At 70.0% G+C, this 16,979-nt stretch carries 10 protein-coding genes and 1 pseudogene; 5 read left to right on the top strand and 6 right to left on the bottom strand.

What is annotated here, in order from left to right:
• Positions 1–199: 199 nt before the first annotated feature.
• Both PL79_RS16775 and dnaE read right to left on the bottom strand, forming a co-directional pair.
• Positions 200–1,303 (bottom strand): glycosyltransferase family 9 protein, encoded by a 1,104-nt coding sequence (locus PL79_RS16775; protein WP_044844720.1) that lies wholly within the window; start codon positions 1,301–1,303, stop codon positions 200–202.
• A gap of 321 nt (positions 1,304–1,624) precedes the next feature.
• A complete protein-coding gene (gene dnaE / locus PL79_RS16770) occupies positions 1,625–5,155 on the bottom strand; it encodes a DNA polymerase III subunit alpha (RefSeq protein WP_044844722.1) in 3,531 nt (1,176 codons plus the stop codon).
• A gap of 223 nt (positions 5,156–5,378) precedes the next feature.
• On the opposite strand from dnaE, the gene PL79_RS16765 reads away from it, so the two are divergent.
• Both PL79_RS16765 and gluQRS read left to right on the top strand, forming a co-directional pair.
• Positions 5,379–6,233 carry a sulfurtransferase gene (locus PL79_RS16765; RefSeq protein ID WP_044844723.1) on the top strand — a complete coding sequence of 285 codons (855 nt, stop codon included), beginning with the start codon at positions 5,379–5,381 and terminating at the stop codon, positions 6,231–6,233.
• 22 nt (positions 6,234–6,255) lie between these two features.
• Positions 6,256–7,149 (top strand): tRNA glutamyl-Q(34) synthetase GluQRS, encoded by an 894-nt coding sequence (gene gluQRS, locus PL79_RS16760; RefSeq protein WP_044844724.1) that lies wholly within the window; start codon positions 6,256–6,258, stop codon positions 7,147–7,149.
• Between the two features lie 281 nt (positions 7,150–7,430).
• On the opposite strand, the gene PL79_RS16755 is transcribed toward gluQRS, so the two are convergent.
• The 4 genes from PL79_RS16755 to purT all read right to left on the bottom strand — a co-directional run bounded on the left by PL79_RS16755 (position 7,431) and on the right by purT (position 11,287).
• Positions 7,431–8,981: a DEAD/DEAH box helicase gene (locus tag PL79_RS16755; protein WP_082088491.1), complete on the bottom strand. Its 1,551-nt coding sequence runs from the start codon at positions 8,979–8,981 to the stop codon at positions 7,431–7,433.
• A gap of 402 nt (positions 8,982–9,383) precedes the next feature.
• The gene (locus tag PL79_RS16745) at positions 9,384–9,767 is read right to left on the bottom strand and encodes an MliC family protein (protein ID WP_044844726.1); all 384 of its coding nucleotides are present in this window, start codon (positions 9,765–9,767) and stop codon (positions 9,384–9,386) included.
• A gap of 92 nt (positions 9,768–9,859) precedes the next feature.
• Positions 9,860–10,054, bottom strand: coding sequence for a DUF6726 family protein (locus PL79_RS16740; RefSeq protein ID WP_044844727.1), 195 nt, complete (start codon positions 10,052–10,054; stop codon positions 9,860–9,862).
• 18 nt (positions 10,055–10,072) lie between these two features.
• The gene (gene purT, locus PL79_RS16735) at positions 10,073–11,287 is read right to left on the bottom strand and encodes a formate-dependent phosphoribosylglycinamide formyltransferase (RefSeq protein WP_044844728.1); all 1,215 of its coding nucleotides are present in this window, start codon (positions 11,285–11,287) and stop codon (positions 10,073–10,075) included.
• A gap of 237 nt (positions 11,288–11,524) precedes the next feature.
• Here purT and PL79_RS16730 point away from each other — a divergent pair, with 237 nt between their 5' ends.
• The 3 genes and pseudogenes from PL79_RS16730 to PL79_RS37175 all read left to right on the top strand — a co-directional run bounded on the left by PL79_RS16730 (position 11,525) and on the right by PL79_RS37175 (position 16,965).
• The gene (locus tag PL79_RS16730; RefSeq protein ID WP_044844729.1) at positions 11,525–12,070 is read left to right on the top strand and encodes an META domain-containing protein; all 546 of its coding nucleotides are present in this window, start codon (positions 11,525–11,527) and stop codon (positions 12,068–12,070) included.
• A 180-nt stretch (positions 12,071–12,250) separates the two neighbouring features.
• Positions 12,251–16,705: pseudogene (locus tag PL79_RS37180) on the top strand (DNA translocase FtsK); the annotation flags it as partial.
• The gene (locus tag PL79_RS37175; RefSeq protein WP_409364700.1) at positions 16,702–16,965 is read left to right on the top strand and encodes a DNA translocase FtsK; all 264 of its coding nucleotides are present in this window, start codon (positions 16,702–16,704) and stop codon (positions 16,963–16,965) included. The pseudogene PL79_RS37180 and the gene PL79_RS37175, both read left to right, overlap by 4 nt.
• The last annotated feature ends 14 nt before the right edge of the window (positions 16,966–16,979 follow it).

Here is a 16,979-nt window from a genome sequence, read left to right as displayed (position 1 = left end):
GTCGGGTGCGGGCGTCGGCGAAGTGCCGCGGTTGGCGGTTGGCGGTTGGCGGTGGGCGGCGGCCGGTCGCCGGTGGCCGGCGGTTGGCAACACGGCAGGCAACGACGCACGGCGGGGCCTGCCGCCGCCGCGCCGCGTGGCCCCGTTTGCGCGTCCGATGGCGGTGCCGGCAATGCAGGCGCCGCCGGCCTTCCGGGGGCTACGAAACGATCGCGCCGACCGCGGGTGCCGCGGGTGCCGCGAGCGTCGCGGCCGGGAGCGGCATCGCCCCCCCCATCGCGTCGTCGAGCTGTCCGGCCTGCGTCAACAGATGAAGCACCGCGCGCTCGAGCGCGTCGACGCCGATCGCGTCGACCGTCGCGCCGGCCCGCAGGATCATGTGCGGCACGCCGAGCGGATGCCAGCGCCGGTATTTCTCGGGGCGGTCCTCGAACAGCGCGGCGACCGGCACGCCGAGCGCCGACGCGAGATGCACGGGGGCGCTGTCGGCCGACACGATCGCGTCGAGCAGGCTCGCGGCGGCCACCAGTTCGACGACCGACGACGGCGCGACATGCCGGGCGTTGACGTCCCGCCACGCATCGCGGTCGGCGCCGGCCTCGGCCGACACGGCGGAATCGCGGAACACGATCACGTCGGCGAACGGTGCGAGCCGCCGGCCGAGGTCGCGCCATCGATCGGCCGGCCAGCGCCGCTCGGCCGCCTTGTTCGACACGAACAGCCCGACGCGCGGTTTCGTGCGCGGCCCGAGCAGCCGATACCACGTGTCCTGCAGCGCGCGGTCCGGGTGCACGGACAACGCGAGACCGTCGAGATCGGTGCGGCCGAGTTCGGGCACGAGCCGGAATCCCGACAGCGCTTCATGGCAAATCGGCCGCGACGCGACATGGTCGGGCTTGCGGTCGTCGAATTCGGAATCGGCATCGTGCCAGCGGCAATCCTTCACGCCGAGCTGCCGCGCGAACCGGATGCTGCTGCGATGCATGCCGCCGTTCGGCACGACCACGAGGTCGAACCGCAGGCGGCGCAGCCGGCGCACGAGCCGCAGCCGGTCGAAGAACGCGCGCATCCGTCCAGGGCGGTCGTTGCGCTCGCACTGACGGCTGTACACGTAGGTATGGACCGTGTGCACGTCCGGGTTGCCGGCCAGCGCGGCCGCGTTGTAGCGGTTCGCGACCACGTGCAGCTCCTTGCCCGGCCAGCGCTGTTTCAGCGCGCCGAGAAAAGCGGTCGTGCACAGCATGTCGCCCAGAAAATCAATCCGGATCACGAGGATCCGCCCCGTCGGTTTCCCGTTGGCCATCGTTGTTGTGATGCTGTCGATTTTTTATCGTCGCGCACCAGCCGGCATCCTGGCGTTCTTTACCGTGCCGGCTTCGTCGCGTGGTCGCTCGCGGCACCGCGACGCATCGCGTGCCGCGCGGAACCGTCCCCGTCTGATTCGCGCGCGATGTCGCCGCCGGCCGGCGGACAGACCGCAACCGGCGCCGTATCGGCGTCGCGCGACGGATTGTATAGCGTCCGGATGACGGCCCCAAGCATCCGCCGACATGAAAACGGCCCGCCGCACCGCACGATGGCGATGCGACGGGCCGCGCAAGCACCGACCGTCCGGCGGGGACCGTCAGTACGTGATTTCGACGATGCTGCCGTCGAACGTCGCGCGCAATTCCGCGAGCAGTGTGTCGCTCGGCTTCACGCGCCACGCGTCACCGAGACGCATTTCCCCTTGCGCGCGCGCGTTGCTGTAGTGAACCTGGACCGCGAGCCCGTTCGGCAGCGGCGCCTGCGGGCGACGGCCGCCGTCGCGCCCGCCGCCGCGCGGCGCGGGTACCTCGACCGCGGGCGCGGCCGAATCGTCCTTCGACACGTGCGGCTCGAGCACGCGGCGCAGCGCCGCCGCATCCGCGTTGCCGTTCATCGTGAGCCGCACCGCCTGCGCGTAGCGGCTGCGCGCGCGTTCGAGATCCATCACCGTGTCGGCCGTGAAGCGGATGCCGCCGGTGAACGCATCGTTGCGCGCCTGCCCCTGCACGATCAGCAGTTCGTCTTCCTTGAACAGCGCCTTGTTCGCCTCGAACTGCTCGTTGAAGATCGTGATCTCGCACTGGCCCGAGCCGTCGTCGAGCAGCGCGATCAGCATCTTGCCGCGCTGGGTCATCTGCGTGCGCAGCGATGCGATGATGCCCGCGACGAGCTTGTCGCGCCCTTCCTTCAGGTCGCCGACCTTCTGCCGCACGAACCGGCGCACTTCGTCGCGATACGCGTCGAACAGGTGGCCGGACAGGTAGAAGCCGAGTGCGCCCTTCTCCTCCTGCAGGCGGCGCTTGTCGTCCCACGCGGGTTCGTCGACGAGCGCATGCGCGTGCGGCGACTCGGCGCCCATGTCGAACAGCCCGGCCTGCATCGCGTTCGCTTCGGCCTGGTCGGCCGCTTCCATCGCGAGCGGCACCGACGCAATCAGCTGCGCGCGGTTCGCGTTCAGCGAATCGAACGCGCCGGCGCGGATCAGCGCCTCGACCGTGCGGCGGTTGACGACGCGCCGGTCGATCCGCTCGCAGAAGTCGAACAGGTCGGTGAACGGCTTTTCGTCGCGGGCGCGCAGGATCTCCTCGATCGCGTTCTGGCCGCTGCCCTTCACCGCGCCGAGACCGTAGCGGATCGTGCGCGAGCGCTTGCCGTCGGCTTCGGCGACCGGCTCGAACCGGTAATGCGATGCGTTGATGTCCGGCGGCAGCACGGCGAGGTTGTTCACGACGCAATCGTCGTACAGGATCTTCACCTTGTCGGTGTCGTCCATCGCGAGCGTCATGTTGGCCGCCATGAATTCGGCCGGATGGTGCGCCTTCAGCCACGCGGTGTAATACGCGAGCAGCGCATAGGCGGCCGCGTGCGACTTGTTGAAGCCGTAGCCCGCGAACTTCTCCATCAAGTCGAAGATCTCGTCGGACTTCTCGCGCGTCAGGCCGTTCTTCGCCGCACCCTCGGCGAAGATCTCGCGGTGCTTGGCCATCTCCTCGGGCTTCTTCTTGCCCATCGCGCGACGCAGCAGGTCGGCGCCGCCGAGCGAGTAGCCGCCGATGATCTGCGCCATCTGCATCACCTGCTCCTGGTAGACCATGATGCCGTAGGTCTCTTTCAGGACGGGTTCGACGCGCGGATCCGGATAGTCGACCTTCTCGCGGCCGTGCTTCCGTGCGCAGAAGCTCGGGATCAGGTCCATCGGGCCCGGACGGTACAACGACACGAGCGCGATGATGTCCTCGAAGCGGTCGGGCTGCGCATCCTTCAGCATGCCCTGCATCCCGCGGCTTTCCAGCTGGAACACGGCGACCGTGTTGGCCTTCTTCAGGATCTGGAACGACGCCGGATCGTCGAGCGGCACCTGCGCGAGCGACCAGTCGGCCTTCGACGCATCGAGGCGGCGAATGTAGCGCTCGGCCCAGTCGAGGATCGTCAGCGTCGTGAGACCCAGAAAGTCGAACTTCACGAGGCCGACGGCTTCGACGTCGTCCTTGTCGTACTGGCTGACGACGCCGCCGTCGTCGCCCTGCGTGTACAGCGGGCAGAAGTCGGTCAGCTTGCCGGGCGCGATCAGCACGCCGCCCGCGTGCATCCCGACGTTACGCGTCAGGCCCTCGACGCGCTGCGCGAGGTCGAGCAGCTGGTGCACTTCGTCCTCGTGGTCGTAGCGCTCCTGCAGCTGCGGCTCTTCCTTCATCGCGTCGGCGATGGTCACGTGCTTGCCCGGCTTGAACGGGATCAGCTTCGCGACGCCGTCGGTGAACATGTAGCCGAGATCGAGCACGCGGCCGATGTCGCGCACGGCCGCCTTCGCGGCCATCGTGCCGAAGGTGGCGATCTGCGACACGGCATCCGCGCCGTATTTTTCCTTCACGTACTGGATCACGCGATCGCGGCCGTGCTGGCAGAAGTCGATGTCGAAGTCGGGCATCGACACGCGTTCCGGATTCAGGAATCGCTCGAACAGCAGGTTGTAGCGCAGCGGGTCCAGATCGGTAATGCCGAGCGCGTACGCGACCAGCGAACCGGCACCCGAGCCGCGGCCCGGACCGACCGGCACGCCGTTGTTCTTCGCCCAGTTGATGAAGTCGGCCACGATCAGGAAGTAGCCCGGGAAGCCCATCTTCGTGATGGTCCCGCACTCGAATTCGAGCCGCTTGTAGTACGTGTCGCGCTGCGCGTCGCGCTCCGCCGCATCCGGATACAGCTGTTCGAGGCGCTTCTCGAGCCCCTCCTTCGACAGCTGGACGAGGTAGTCGTCGAGCGACATGCCGTCCGGCGTCGGGAACAGCGGCAGCTTCGGCTTGCCGAGTTCGAGCTTCAGGTTGCAGCGCTTCGCGATCTCGACCGTGTTCGCGACCGCCGACGGCAGGTCGGCGAACAGCGCGACCATCTCGTCCTGCGTGCGGAAGTACTGATCGGTCGTGAAGCGCTTCTGGCGCCGCGGATTCGCGAGCATGTCGCCTTCCGAGATGCACACGCGCGCTTCGTGCGCGGTGAAATCGTCGTCGGTCATGAACTGCGTCGGATGCGTCGCGACGACCGGCAGCTTCAGCGACGCGGCGAGCGTCGCGGCCTGCTGGATGTACGCCTCGGCGCCCGGCTGGCCGTAACGCTGCAGCTCGATGTAGAAGCCGCCCGGGAACACTTTCGCCCAGCGCTCGGCGTGCCGGCGCGCGGCCTCCTCGTTACCGGCCGCGAACGCGAGCCCGATGTCGCCCTGCTGCGCGCCCGACAGCGCGAGCAGCCCTTGCGACAGCTCGCCGTCGAGCCAGCTCGCGTCGAGCTCCGCGCGGCCGCGGTACTGGTTCGTGAGCCATGCCTTCGACAGCAGCTCGCACAGGTTCAGGTAGCCGGTCTTGTCCTTCACCAGCAGCAGCAGGCGCGACGGTTTGTCGCGATCGTCCGGATTGGTGATCCAGACGTCGCAGCCGGCGATCGGCTTGATGCCCTTGCCGCGGGCTTCCTGGTAGAAACGGACGAGGCCGAACGCGTTGCCGAGATCGGTGAGGGCGAGCGCGCCCTGGCCGTCTGCGGCCGCCGCCTTGACGATGTCGTCGAGACGCACGATGCCGTCGGCAATCGAGAATTCGGAGTGAACGCGAAGATGGACGAAGCGGGGATCTGACATGGGCGTTATTGTAGCCGCGTCGCCGCGCAGGCTGCCCAAAAAATCCCCGCGCCCGGCCGTTCGGCCGATGCGCGCGACGCCGGCCGAACGGCCGGGTGCCGGCAGACGTGCAGTTTGCGGGATAATACGGGTTTTCGAATCACCGCCCCGGCTTCGCACCCTTTTTTTGCGGGGCCACCGTGCGCCCGCCGCACGGTCGCGGCCGTTTTCCCGTCGGACCATCATGACCATCGTCAACCTCGCCGCCTACCACTTCGTGTCGCTCGACGCGACCGAGCAATGGCGCCCGCTCGTCACCGCCCGCTGCAACGAACTCGGCCTGCGCGGCACGATCCTGCTCGCGCCGGAAGGCATCAACCTGTTCATCGCCGGCCCGCGCGACGCGACCGACGCTTTCATCGACTACCTCCGCCACGATCCGCTGTTCGAAGGCAAGTTCGCGACGCTGCAGTTCAAGGAAAGCCTGTCCGACTCGCAGCCGTTCCGCCGGATGCTCGTGCGCCTGAAGCGCGAGATCATCACGATGAAGAAGCCCGCGATCAAGCCGGAGCTCGGTCGCGCGCCGTCGGTCGACGCGCACACGCTGAAGGCGTGGCTCGACCGCGGCCACGACGACGCCGGCCGCCCGGTCGTGATGCTCGACACGCGCAACGCGTTCGAAGTGGACGTCGGCACGTTCGACGACGCGCTCGACTACCGGATCGACAAGTTCAGCGAGTTCCCGGAAGTGATCGACGCGAACCGCGCCGATCTCGAGGGCAAGACGGTCGTGTCGTTCTGCACCGGCGGCATCCGCTGCGAGAAGGCGGCGATCCACATGAAGGAAATCGGCATCGAGAACGTGTACCAGCTCGAGGGCGGGATCCTGAAGTACTTCGAGGAAGTCGGCGGCGCGCACTATCACGGCGACTGCTTCGTGTTCGACTACCGCACCGCGCTGAACCCGCAACTGCAGCCGACCGAGAACGTCACGTGCTTCGCGTGCCGCGCGGTCGTCACGCCGGAAGCCCAGCAAGCGCCGAGCTACGTGCCCGGCAAGTCGTGCCCGGCCTGCGCGCAGGCAGCCAGCGCCGCGTAAGCGCGCGTCGCACCGCGTCCCGATGAACGGCTACCGCGGCCGCTTCGCGCCGTCGCCCACCGGCCCGCTGCATTTCGGCTCGCTGGTCGGCGCGCTCGCGAGCTGGCTCGACTCGCGCGCGCACGGTGGCGCATGGCTCGTGCGCATCGAGGACATCGACGGCCCGCGCACGGTGCCCGGCGCCGCCGACGACATCCTCGCGACGCTCGCGCATTTCGGCATGACACCCGACGAGCCGCCCGTGTGGCAAAGCACGCGCGAGGCCGACTATGCGGCCGCGCTCGAACGGCTCGTCGCCGCGGGGCTCGTCTATCCGTGCGGCTGCACGCGCAAGGAAATCGCCGATTCGCTGCGCGCCGCGCACGAGCGCCACACGACGCTCGCCTACCCGGGCACCTGCCGCACCGGCCTGCACGGCAAGCCCGCCCGCGCGTGGCGGCTGCGCGTGCCGGACGGCGACGCGGCGCTCGTCACGTTCGACGACCGCTGGCAGCACACGCAAGCGCAGAACCTCGCGACCGAGGTCGGCGATTTCGTGCTGAAGCGCGCCGACGGCCAATGGGCGTATCAGCTCGCGGTCGTGGTCGACGATGCCGATGCGGGCATCACGCACGTCGTGCGCGGCGCCGACCTGCTCGACTCGACCGCGCGCCAGATCTACCTGCAGCGCTGTCTCGGCGTGCCGACGCCGGCGTACCTGCACGTGCCCGTCGTCGTCGACGCGAACGGCGAAAAGCTCAGCAAGCAGACGGGCGCGACCGCGCTCGAGCGCGACGATCCGCTGCCGGCGCTGCGCGCCGCCGCCGCGCATCTCGGCCTGTGGGCCGATGGCGATCCGTCGATCGATACGCTCGATGCGTTCTACGCGGCCGCGACCGATGCGTGGGCGCGTCGCTTCGGGCCACGCGCCGGTTGAGGCGCTCGCGGGACACCCGTTCGTGTCGACCGCGTTCCTGCGTCCGTCGGCGGTGAGTCCGGTCGCATGCAAGCGTGATGGCAGCCTGAACGGAACGCCCGCCGGCGACACGGCATCGGAGTAGTCCCGCAGGCTGCCCCGCCCCACGCGGCAAGTCGTCGCCCATCTCGCCCACTCCTTCACGAATCGTCTCGCCCAATGAAAAACGGGCACATGCTCATCGCATGCACCCGTTTCCGCGGCAGCGCTCGCGCGCCGCACCGACCGCCTGAACCGCCCGCTTACGCCGACGGCTTGCGCGGCATCCCGAAGCCGCCCAGCAGCGCGGCGACCTGACGCTTCGGCCCCTTCTTCTCGGGCTGCTGCGCGGACTTGGTCTCTTCCGGCTGTTTCGCCGGCGCCGACGGTTCGTACGGCTTCAGGAAGAAGTCGTCGACCGGCGCCTCGTGACGACGGTGGTGGCCGCGCTCGGACCCGCCCGGACGACGCCCCGACGCGCCGCGATGCTCGTCGCGATCGCGACGGCCGCCGCGATCACCGCGCTCACTACGATCGCCCCCGCGCTCGCCGCCACGGTCGTCGTGACGATGGCGCGCCGGCTTGTCGAGCGCGAGCGTCTGCACCTCGAGCGGACGCTTGATCAGTTTTTCGATATCGGCGAGCTGCTTGCGCTCGTTCGGGCTGCACAGCGACAGCGCATCGCCCGTCGCACCCGCGCGGCCCGTGCGGCCGATCCGGTGCACGTAGTCTTCCGCGTTGAACGGCAGGTCGAAGTTGATCACGGCCGGCAGTTCGGCGATGTCGAGGCCGCGCGCGGCCACGTCGGTCGCGACCAGCGCCTCGATCTCGCCGCGCTTGAACGCATCGAGAGCCTGCATCCGCTCGATCTGCGTCTTGTCGCCGTGGATCGCCGACGCGACCACGCCGTCGCGCTCGAGGTTGCGCGCGAGCCGGCTCGCGCCGATCTTGCTGTTGCAGAACACGATCACCTGCTTGAGCCCGCGATCGCGCAGCAACTGCACGACGGCGGCCTGCTTGTCGCCTTCGGCGACGTCGTAGACGATCTGCGTGACGTTTGCGTTCGTCGAGTTGCTGCGCGCGACCTCGATCGTCTGCGGGTTGCGCAGGTAGGTCGACGCGAGCTTCTTGATTTCCGGCGAGAAGGTGGCCGAGAACAGCAGCGTCTGGCGTTCCTTCGGCAGCAGGTTCAGGATGCGCTGCAGGTCCGGCAGGAAGCCCATGTCGAGCATCCGGTCGGCCTCGTCGAGCACGAGCATCTGCACCTGCCCGAGATTCGCGGTCTTCTGCTGCACGTGGTCGAGCAGGCGGCCCGGCGTCGCGATCAGGATCTCGACGCCGCGGCGCAACTCGGCCATCTGCGGGTTCATGTCGACACCGCCGAACACGACCGCGCTGCGCAACGGCGTGTGCTTCCCGTACGCATGCACGTTCGCGGCGACCTGGTCGGCGAGCTCGCGGGTCGGCGTGAGGATCAGCGCGCGCACCGGGTGGCGCGCGGGCGATGCGCTCGTGTTGGCCTGCGGCAGCAGGCGCTGGAGGATCGGCAGCGAGAAGCTCGCGGTCTTGCCGGTGCCCGTTTGCGCGGCGCCCATGACGTCGCGGCCGGCGAGCACGACCGGAATGGCCTGCGCCTGGATCGGCGTCGGCGTCGTATAGCCCTGCTCCGCAATGGCTTTCAGGATATCGGCGGCAAGGCCGAATTGATCGAAGGTTGCGTCGACTGGCTTGGCGACAGAATCGGACATGGTGGCGTTTCGCTCAAAAGGCGCGGCGGGGACATCGTGCGTCAGGCCGGCCGGGCCTGCGCTCATCACATTGGAAGTAGACGGAGCCGCGGCGCGCCGCGCGGCGCCGCTCTGGCGCTTGGGACCGGTTCAATTCGAACAGCGGGCGCCACAGGCCGTGCGGACTCCGTTCGGCGCGAATGCCGGCGGAAAGGGCCGTATTGTAGCACTGCGCAGCAATCTGTCCGTGACAACGCCGCGAACGGCCCCGGCGGCGGCTCGCGGCGTGCGCCGGCAGGCCGGGCGCGGGGCGGATGCGGTCGAAATACGGGGTCGAATCTCGGGCATCTGCGGCGGGGAATCGACCGCCGGCCGGCGAGCCCGAGCACCGCCGGCTCCGCTGCCCGGTCCGAGGTCGAACCCGGCCGCCCGAATCGATCGCGGGCAACCGGCACGCCCGCACGGCGTATCCGATCGCGCGCGCCGCGCTCAACCCTTCTTCTTTTTCTTCTTCTCGACCTGCACGCAGTCGCCCAGCAGCGGTGCCGCGTTCTGGTCGGCGATCTCGTCGCGCAGCGTCCCTTCCTTGCCCTTCGTCCACCAGGTATAGCGTCCGGCCTGGTAACGCGCGCCCGACGCCGAAACGGTATCGACGAACAGCAACTGCTGCCCGTTGACCGGCACCAGTGCGAAGCTCTGGCCGTTGCCCGCGCGCCAGTACGACACGCGTACCGGCTGCTTCTGGTTCGCGCACTGATAGAGGGTCTGCACGCGCGCATCGGCGTCGATCTCCTCGACGGTCAGTTGCGCGGCGTGCGCGACGGAAACGGCGGTGCCGGCCAGCGCGAGCGCGGCGAGGGTGTGGCGAATCATGCAGTTCCTCTCACGAGACGGGTGGAAACGCGCCCTCGCGGGACGCGCGATTGTCGTTGGTTATGGTTGGCTACGGATCGAGGGTTCGCCGCTCAGGGATCGATGACGTCGGCGCACGCATCGGTCGGCGCGGCCGCGACGTGGCCGACGAGCGGCACGATCTTCAGCCCGGCCGATGCGACCCGGCACGGCGCGGCCGCGAGGCCGCACCCCGCGAGACTCGCGACCAGCGCCAGCGCGGCGCCCAGCTTGCCGAGCCGTCCGATCCGCTGCCATGTCGACGCCATCGCGCTCTCCTGGTCCGGTCAGCGTGCCGACACGGGCCGCACGGCCGCCGCGGCGCGCTTCGCGCGTTCGCGGGCTTCGTCGACGGTCGCGCCGGTCGCGAGCGCGACGCCCATGCGCCGCTTCGCGAAGCTTTCCGGTTTGCCGAACAGGCGCAGGTCGGCGCCCGGCACGGCCAGCGCATCGCGCACGCCCTCGAACGCGATACCGCGCTCGTCGAGCCCGCCGTAGATCACCGCGGATGCGGCCGGCGAACCGAGCGCCGGATCGACCGGCAGCCCGAGAATCGCGCGCGCGTGCAGTTCGAACTCCGACTGGCGCTGCGACGCGAGCGTGACGAGGCCGGTGTCGTGCGGCCGCGGGCTCACCTCGGAGAACCAGACTTCGTCGCCGCGCACGAACAGCTCGACGCCGAACAGCCCGCGCCCGCCGAGCGCCTCGGTCACCTTGTGCGCGATCTCGCGAGACTTTTCCAGCGCGACGGCGCTCATCGGCTGCGGCTGCCACGATTCGACGTAGTCGCCCGCCACCTGCACGTGCCCGACCGGCTCGCAGAAGTAGGTGCGCGTCTCGAGCGTCGCGGGGTCGATCGCGCGCACGGTCAGCTGCGTGATCTCGTAGTCGAAATCGACGAAGCCCTCGACGATCACGCGGCCGTGGTTCACGCGGCCGCCCGCCATCGCGTAGTCCCAGGCGGGCTTCACGTCGGCCTCGGTCCGCACGACCGACTGTCCCTTGCCCGACGACGACATCACCGGCTTCACGACGCACGGCATGCCGATCTTCGCGACGGCCGCGCTGAACGCGTCGAACGAATCGGCGAACGCGTACGGCGAAGTTGCCAGCCCGAGTTCCTCGGCCGCGAGACGGCGGATGCCTTCGCGGTTCATCGTGAGCTGCGTCGCGCGTGCGGTCGGGATCACCTCGGCCAGGCCGGCCGCCTCGATCGCCGCGAGCGCATCGGTTGCGATCGCCTCGATCTCCGGCACGATCAGGTGCGGACGCTCGGCCTCGACGACCGCGCGCAGCGCGGCGGCGTCGGTCATGTCGATCACGTGCGCGCGATGCGCGACCTGGTGGCCCGGTGCGTCCGGATAGCGGTCGACCGCGACGACTTCGACGCCGAGCCGCTGCAACGCGATGATGACTTCCTTGCCGAGTTCGCCCGCGCCGAGCAGCATGACGCGCGTGGCCGAGGGTGAGAGCGGCGTACCGAGCCGCTGACCGATCTGCATGTGATTTCCCGCTGGTTCTGTTGGAGGACGAAAACGGCTTCGATGTTAACACGCACACCCGACGCACACCTCACGCGCACCCGCGCCGGTCCGGCCGGTTTCGTCGCATCGCCCCCCGCCGCGCGAGGCTCGCGGGCGGATTGCGAACGTTTTCACGCGCGAAGTGTCGGCTCGCCTCGCGCGGGGCGGGTGCGTTACTCTTACGCCTTGATCAGAATCCGATGAGGAACGAGGCTCATGTCCCACCTGTCCGCCGCCGCACGCGCACGCACCGGCCTGCTTCGCCCGCTGCGCGCGCCGCTCTGCGCGTTGACGCTTGCCACGCTTCTCGCCGCCTGCGCGATGCCGACCCACCCCGATTCCGCCGCCCCCGCACCCGATCCGTACAACCCCGCCGCCGTCCAGCTGCTCGACGACACGAGCTGGGAGCTCACGAGCTGGGTGAACGCCGACGGCACGCCGCGCACGATTCCGCACGGCGACAACGGCGAGCCGATCAAGCTCGCGCTGTCCACCGAAGCGGGCGTCCGGCGCGCCAGCGGCTTTTCGGGCTGCAACCGCTATATGGGAACCTACGCGCTCAAGAACGGCCTGCTGAGCTTCGGGCCGCTCGCCGGCACGCGCATGGCATGCCCGAACACGCTCGGCGGCCAGCTCGAGCACGCGTACCTCGATGCGCTCGCGCACATCGGGAAGACCGGCGTGCAGATGCGCGAGCCGCAGCAGTTGCAGATCGTGACCGAAGCCGGCGCGACGCTGACCTTCACGCGCCGGAGCCCCTGATGCAGCGCGCGGGCGAAGGCCGATCGGCCGCCTTCGCCGCGCGCGGATCCCGGACGCATGCGTCCCGCGGCCCGGAAGCGCTTCGACGCCTTCAAACTGCCTTAGAGTCCTGTTCGTCGGCCGGTTAAACTCGGCGGGTCGCGCACCGCGCTCCCCGCCCTCTTCCTGTTTCATCAAAGCATGCACACGGTTGTCTTCGGCTGGTTCGGCATCTCCGCCGTCTGGTTCCTCCTTCTCATCTGGCGTCTCGTTCAGACGATGCTGCCCGGCGGCGGCGGACTCGCCGGCCGCGGCTCGATTCGCCTGTGGCTCGGCTTCGCGGCCGTGTTCGTCGCGAGCTGCGCGCTGACGAGCCCGCTGTCGGGCCCCGACTCGAATGCGCTCGGCCACGCGTTCTCGAACGGCTTCGCGCATGTGCTCGGCCCGATCGGCACGCCGGTCGCGATGGTCGTGCTGTTCTTCGCGGGCCTGCCGTGGCTGACCGGCATCGGCTGGCGGCAGTTCGCCGCGTGGGTCGACACGTCGTTCGGCGTCAAGCTCGCGCGCGACGTCGACGACGACGTGCGCGGCGTTGCCGACCTGCCGCGCAGCGCGCTGCATCGCGACGACGACATCGTGCAGCCGACCACCGCCCATACCGTCAACTCGATGGCGCCGCGGCAGAACGGCCCGGTATTCGCGCCCCGACGTTGTGGAAGCCCGATCCGCAGGCGCGGCCGAAGCCGCGCAGCAAGCCCGCGCCGCGTCCGCTCGCCGAGCCGGTCGCGCCGACGGCTGGCTGAAGCCGACGTCGGCCAATCGCACGCCCCCGCCGCCGCAGCGGGCGCGACGAGCGCCATGCCGCCCCGACGACCGGCGCACCGCCCAGCCTCGCGCGCGCCGCCGCGAACAGCCAGGTGCCGCGCCCCAGTCCGGCCCCGCTGCGCCGGGTTCGAGCCCGTTCGGCCGCAACCGACCGCCGCGCGACCGGCCGCAGCCCGCGCTGAAGCAACCGGCGCGCCGCGCACCGCGTCACGCCGCGCCCGGCCGCCGCGACGCCGCCGCGCACGCCGCCGCCCGGTGACGGGCGTCGGCGCCGCCGGCCAGTCGCCGGACGCCGCACGACGCCGCCCCGCGCCGCCGGCCCCCGCACCGCGCCGCTCTATGCGTGGGTGCAACAGCCCGCGGAGCCGATCACGCCGGCACCGAGCGTTCACGACACGCTGCGCTCGATCGAAGCCAGTACCGCGCAGTGGGCGACGCTGGACGGTGTGCGGCAGGCCGATGCGTCGTCGGCGCCGGCCGCTGCGGCGACCGTGGCCGGCGCGGTTGCAGCGGCGGGCAGCGTCGCCGCGTCGACGGCCGTACCGGCCGGGATCGTTGCGGACGCGCATCAGGCCACGCCCCGCGACGCAGTCCGTCCGGACGCGCACGAAGCCGCGCCGGCCTATGACGACGCACCGATCGTGCTGGATGCATTCATGCCGGCGGAGCCGAGCATGCGCGTGCCTGCTGTCGATACGGATGGCGTGGCATTCGACGAGGCCGTGACGCCATCCGACGACGCACCGATCGTGCTGGATGCATTCATGCCGGCCGAGCCGGGCGGACGCGTGCCTGCTATCGATACGGGTACCCCGGCGTTCGGCGAGGCCGTGCGGCATGCCATGCCGGATCCCGGCGTCGAAACCGATGGGCCGACGCGTCACGCGGACGGCGAGCATCGACACGACTCCGATGCCCCTGCCGCGCCGGCATTCGATGCCCCGATCGACTTTGCGCCTTGGGAAGACATCGTCAGCCCGCCGGTTTCCGGGCTCGGCGCGTCGCATCAAAGCCCGCTTGCCGTGCCACTGTCGGACGCGGATGAGTCGGTGGCCGCGAGCACAGCGGTCGAGACGCCCTCGGCCGCTGTCACGACGACCGTAAGCGCCACGGGCCGCACCGTCGATGCGAAGGATGCGGCAACGGCCGCCGGAATTGCCGGCCAGGTCCAATCGCAAGCTACGGCGCTTGCCGATACCGACGTATCGATCGTTGCGAAAGAACACGCGCACGCGACGCAGGATGTCGTGAAGCCGGTCCGGCCGGTCACGCCGCCTCCCCTCTCCGCTTCGTCGATCGCGGCAACGCCGACGCAGCCGCGTGCCGATGCGATGCCCGTCGCAGCCGTGACGACGGTAGCCTCGGCCGCGTCGAACACGGCACCGGCCGGCGCCGTGACGGGAACGGTCTGGCACGCGACAGCAAAGCACGGTAGCGAAACCGCTCCGTTGCCTGCAGGCATGCAACGCGCCACGCCACCGGCACCGGCGGCACCGGCCACCGCGGTCATGGAACCTGCGTCCGTCGACGCCGCGCCCTCCTCCGCATCATGGTCGAAGCCTTTGTCCGCTGAGCCCTTCGCTGGTGCGCAGACGACCTCGGCAGCTGACGCGTCGTCGCCCGTCGGCAGCGCATCCGGTTCTGCCGCGCCGGTGCCCGCGAACACGCCGAACAGCACACCTGTCGCCGCAGCGCCTGCGTTTGCCGGCATGACAACGGCACAACCTTTTGCGGCCGCGCAAAACGCAGCGGCTGCGGCTTCCGGCCTGACGTCTGCGGCGAGCGCATCCGGCCCGGCCACCGCGCAGCCTTTCGCATCCGCGCCGACCGTGGCAGCCGCCACGGCGCCCGCATCGACCGGCACGTCCTTCAGCGCAACCGGATCGCAACCTGCGCAACGCACGCCGGTGTCGCCTGCCGCCGCGTCTTTCGCCTCGTCGGGCAGCGCATTGGCCGCAACGTCGACCGCATCGGCGACGCCTTCGGCAGCATCGACCACCCGCATGCCTGGCGGTTCGGCATTCGGTGTGCCGGCCGCGACGACTGGAGCGACGCAGACGACAACCGGCGCCGCGCCTGTCGCTGCCACTGCCATCGCCCCGACATCGTCTTCCGGCACACTCGCCCCGACGAACACGGTCGCCGTTGCCGCGCCCGCCGCGTTCGGCGCCACGCCTGCCGCGACAAATGGCGCGCCGGCCTCCTTCGCCGCTGCCCCGGCCGCGACGGCACCGGCCGCGTCGCCGACTTCCGCGCCCTCGTCGGTCTCGGCATTGCCGACCTACTCCGCGCCGGGCGGCTCCGTCGACACGGCGACACCGGCGCAATCCATCGCGTCCGCACCGCTGCCGCAGGCCCCGTCGTTCACCACCCCGCCGGCTCCCGCCGCTGCGCCGGCGAATTGGTCCATGTCCGACATCGGCACGACGCCCGCGACAACCGGCATCACGATCCCGGCCGCCACGACCGTGCCGCTTCCGACCGCAACGCCTCCCGCGGCCACCGTGCCGCCGGCACCGGCGGAATCGGGCGCCCCGGCCGCCGACGCATCGGCCGCGCCCGCGCGCCAGCCGCGCCCGAACGCGTTCGAATTCCACGCACCCGCGTCGTTCAACGTGGAGCTGCCGACGCTCGACCTGCTCGAGCCCGCATCCGACGACGTCGAAACGATCACCGAGGAACACCTCGCGCAGACGGCCCAGGTCATCGAGCAGCGCCTGCAGGAGTTCAAGGTACCGGTGACGGTGGTTGGCGCATCGGCCGGCCCGGTGATCACGCGCTTCGAGATCGAACCCGCGCTCGGCGTGCGCGGCAGCCAGATCGTCGGCCTGATGAAGGACCTGTCGCGCGGCCTCGGCCTCACGTCGATCCGCGTCGTCGAGACGATTCCCGGCAAGACCTGCATGGGCCTCGAGCTGCCGAACGCGAAACGCCAGATGATCCGCCTGTCGGAAATCCTCGAGTCGCGCCAATACCAGCATTCGGCGTCGCAGCTGACGATCGCGATGGGCAAGGACATCACCGGCCACCCGGTCGTCACCGATCTCGCGAAGGCGCCGCACATGCTGGTCGCCGGCACGACGGGTTCGGGCAAGTCGGTCGCGATCAACGCGATGATCCTGTCGCTGCTGTACAAGGCGACGCCCGAGGACGTGCGGCTGATCATGATCGACCCGAAGATGCTCGAGCTGTCGGTCTACGAAGGCATCCCGCACCTGCTCGCGCCGGTCGTCACCGACATGAAGCTCGCGGCGAACGCACTGAACTGGTGCGTCGGCGAAATGGAGAAACGCTACCGGCTGATGTCGGCCGTCGGCGTGCGCAATCTCGCGGGCTTCAACCAGAAGATCCGCGACGCGGAGGCGAAGGAAAAGAAGATCGGCAACCCGTTCTCGCTGACGCCCGACGATCCCGAGCCGCTGTCGAAGCTGCCGCTGATCGTCGTCGTGATCGACGAGCTGGCCGACCTGATGATGGTCGCCGGCAAGAAGATCGAGGAGCTGATCGCCCGTCTCGCGCAAAAGGCGCGCGCGGCCGGCATCCACCTGATCCTCGCGACCCAGCGCCCGTCCGTCGACGTGATCACCGGCCTCATCAAGGCGAACATCCCGACGCGCGTCGCGTTCCAGGTGTCGTCGAAGATCGACTCGCGCACGATCCTCGACCAGATGGGCGCCGAATCGCTGCTCGGCCAGGGCGACATGCTGTTCCTGCCGCCGGGCACGGGCTACCCGCAGCGCGTGCACGGCGCGTTCGTCGCGGACGAGGAAGTGCACCGGATCGTCGAATACCTGAAGCAGTTCGGCGAGCCGCAGTACGAGGAAGGGATTCTGGACGGCCCGGCCGCCGACGGCGCGACGCAGGACCTGTTCGGCGAAGCGCCGGATGCGGAGGCCGATCCGCTGTACGACGAAGCGGTCGCGTTCGTCGTGCGCACGCGGCGCGCGTCGATCTCGTCGGTGCAGCGCCAGTTGCGCATCGGCTACAACCGCGCCGCGCGCCTCGTCGAGCAGATGGAGGCGGCCGGACTGGTGTCGCCGATGGGCATCAACGGCAGCCGCGAGGTGCTCGTGCCGGCCGCGGCCGACTGAGCATGGCGGCCGCA

Origin of the sequence: Burkholderia sp. USMB20 (assembly GCF_000949135.2) — a bacterium.
In the GTDB taxonomy this organism is placed as follows: Bacteria; Pseudomonadota; Gammaproteobacteria; order Burkholderiales; family Burkholderiaceae; genus Burkholderia.
This window is presented reverse-complemented; position numbering and strand designations above follow the sequence as displayed.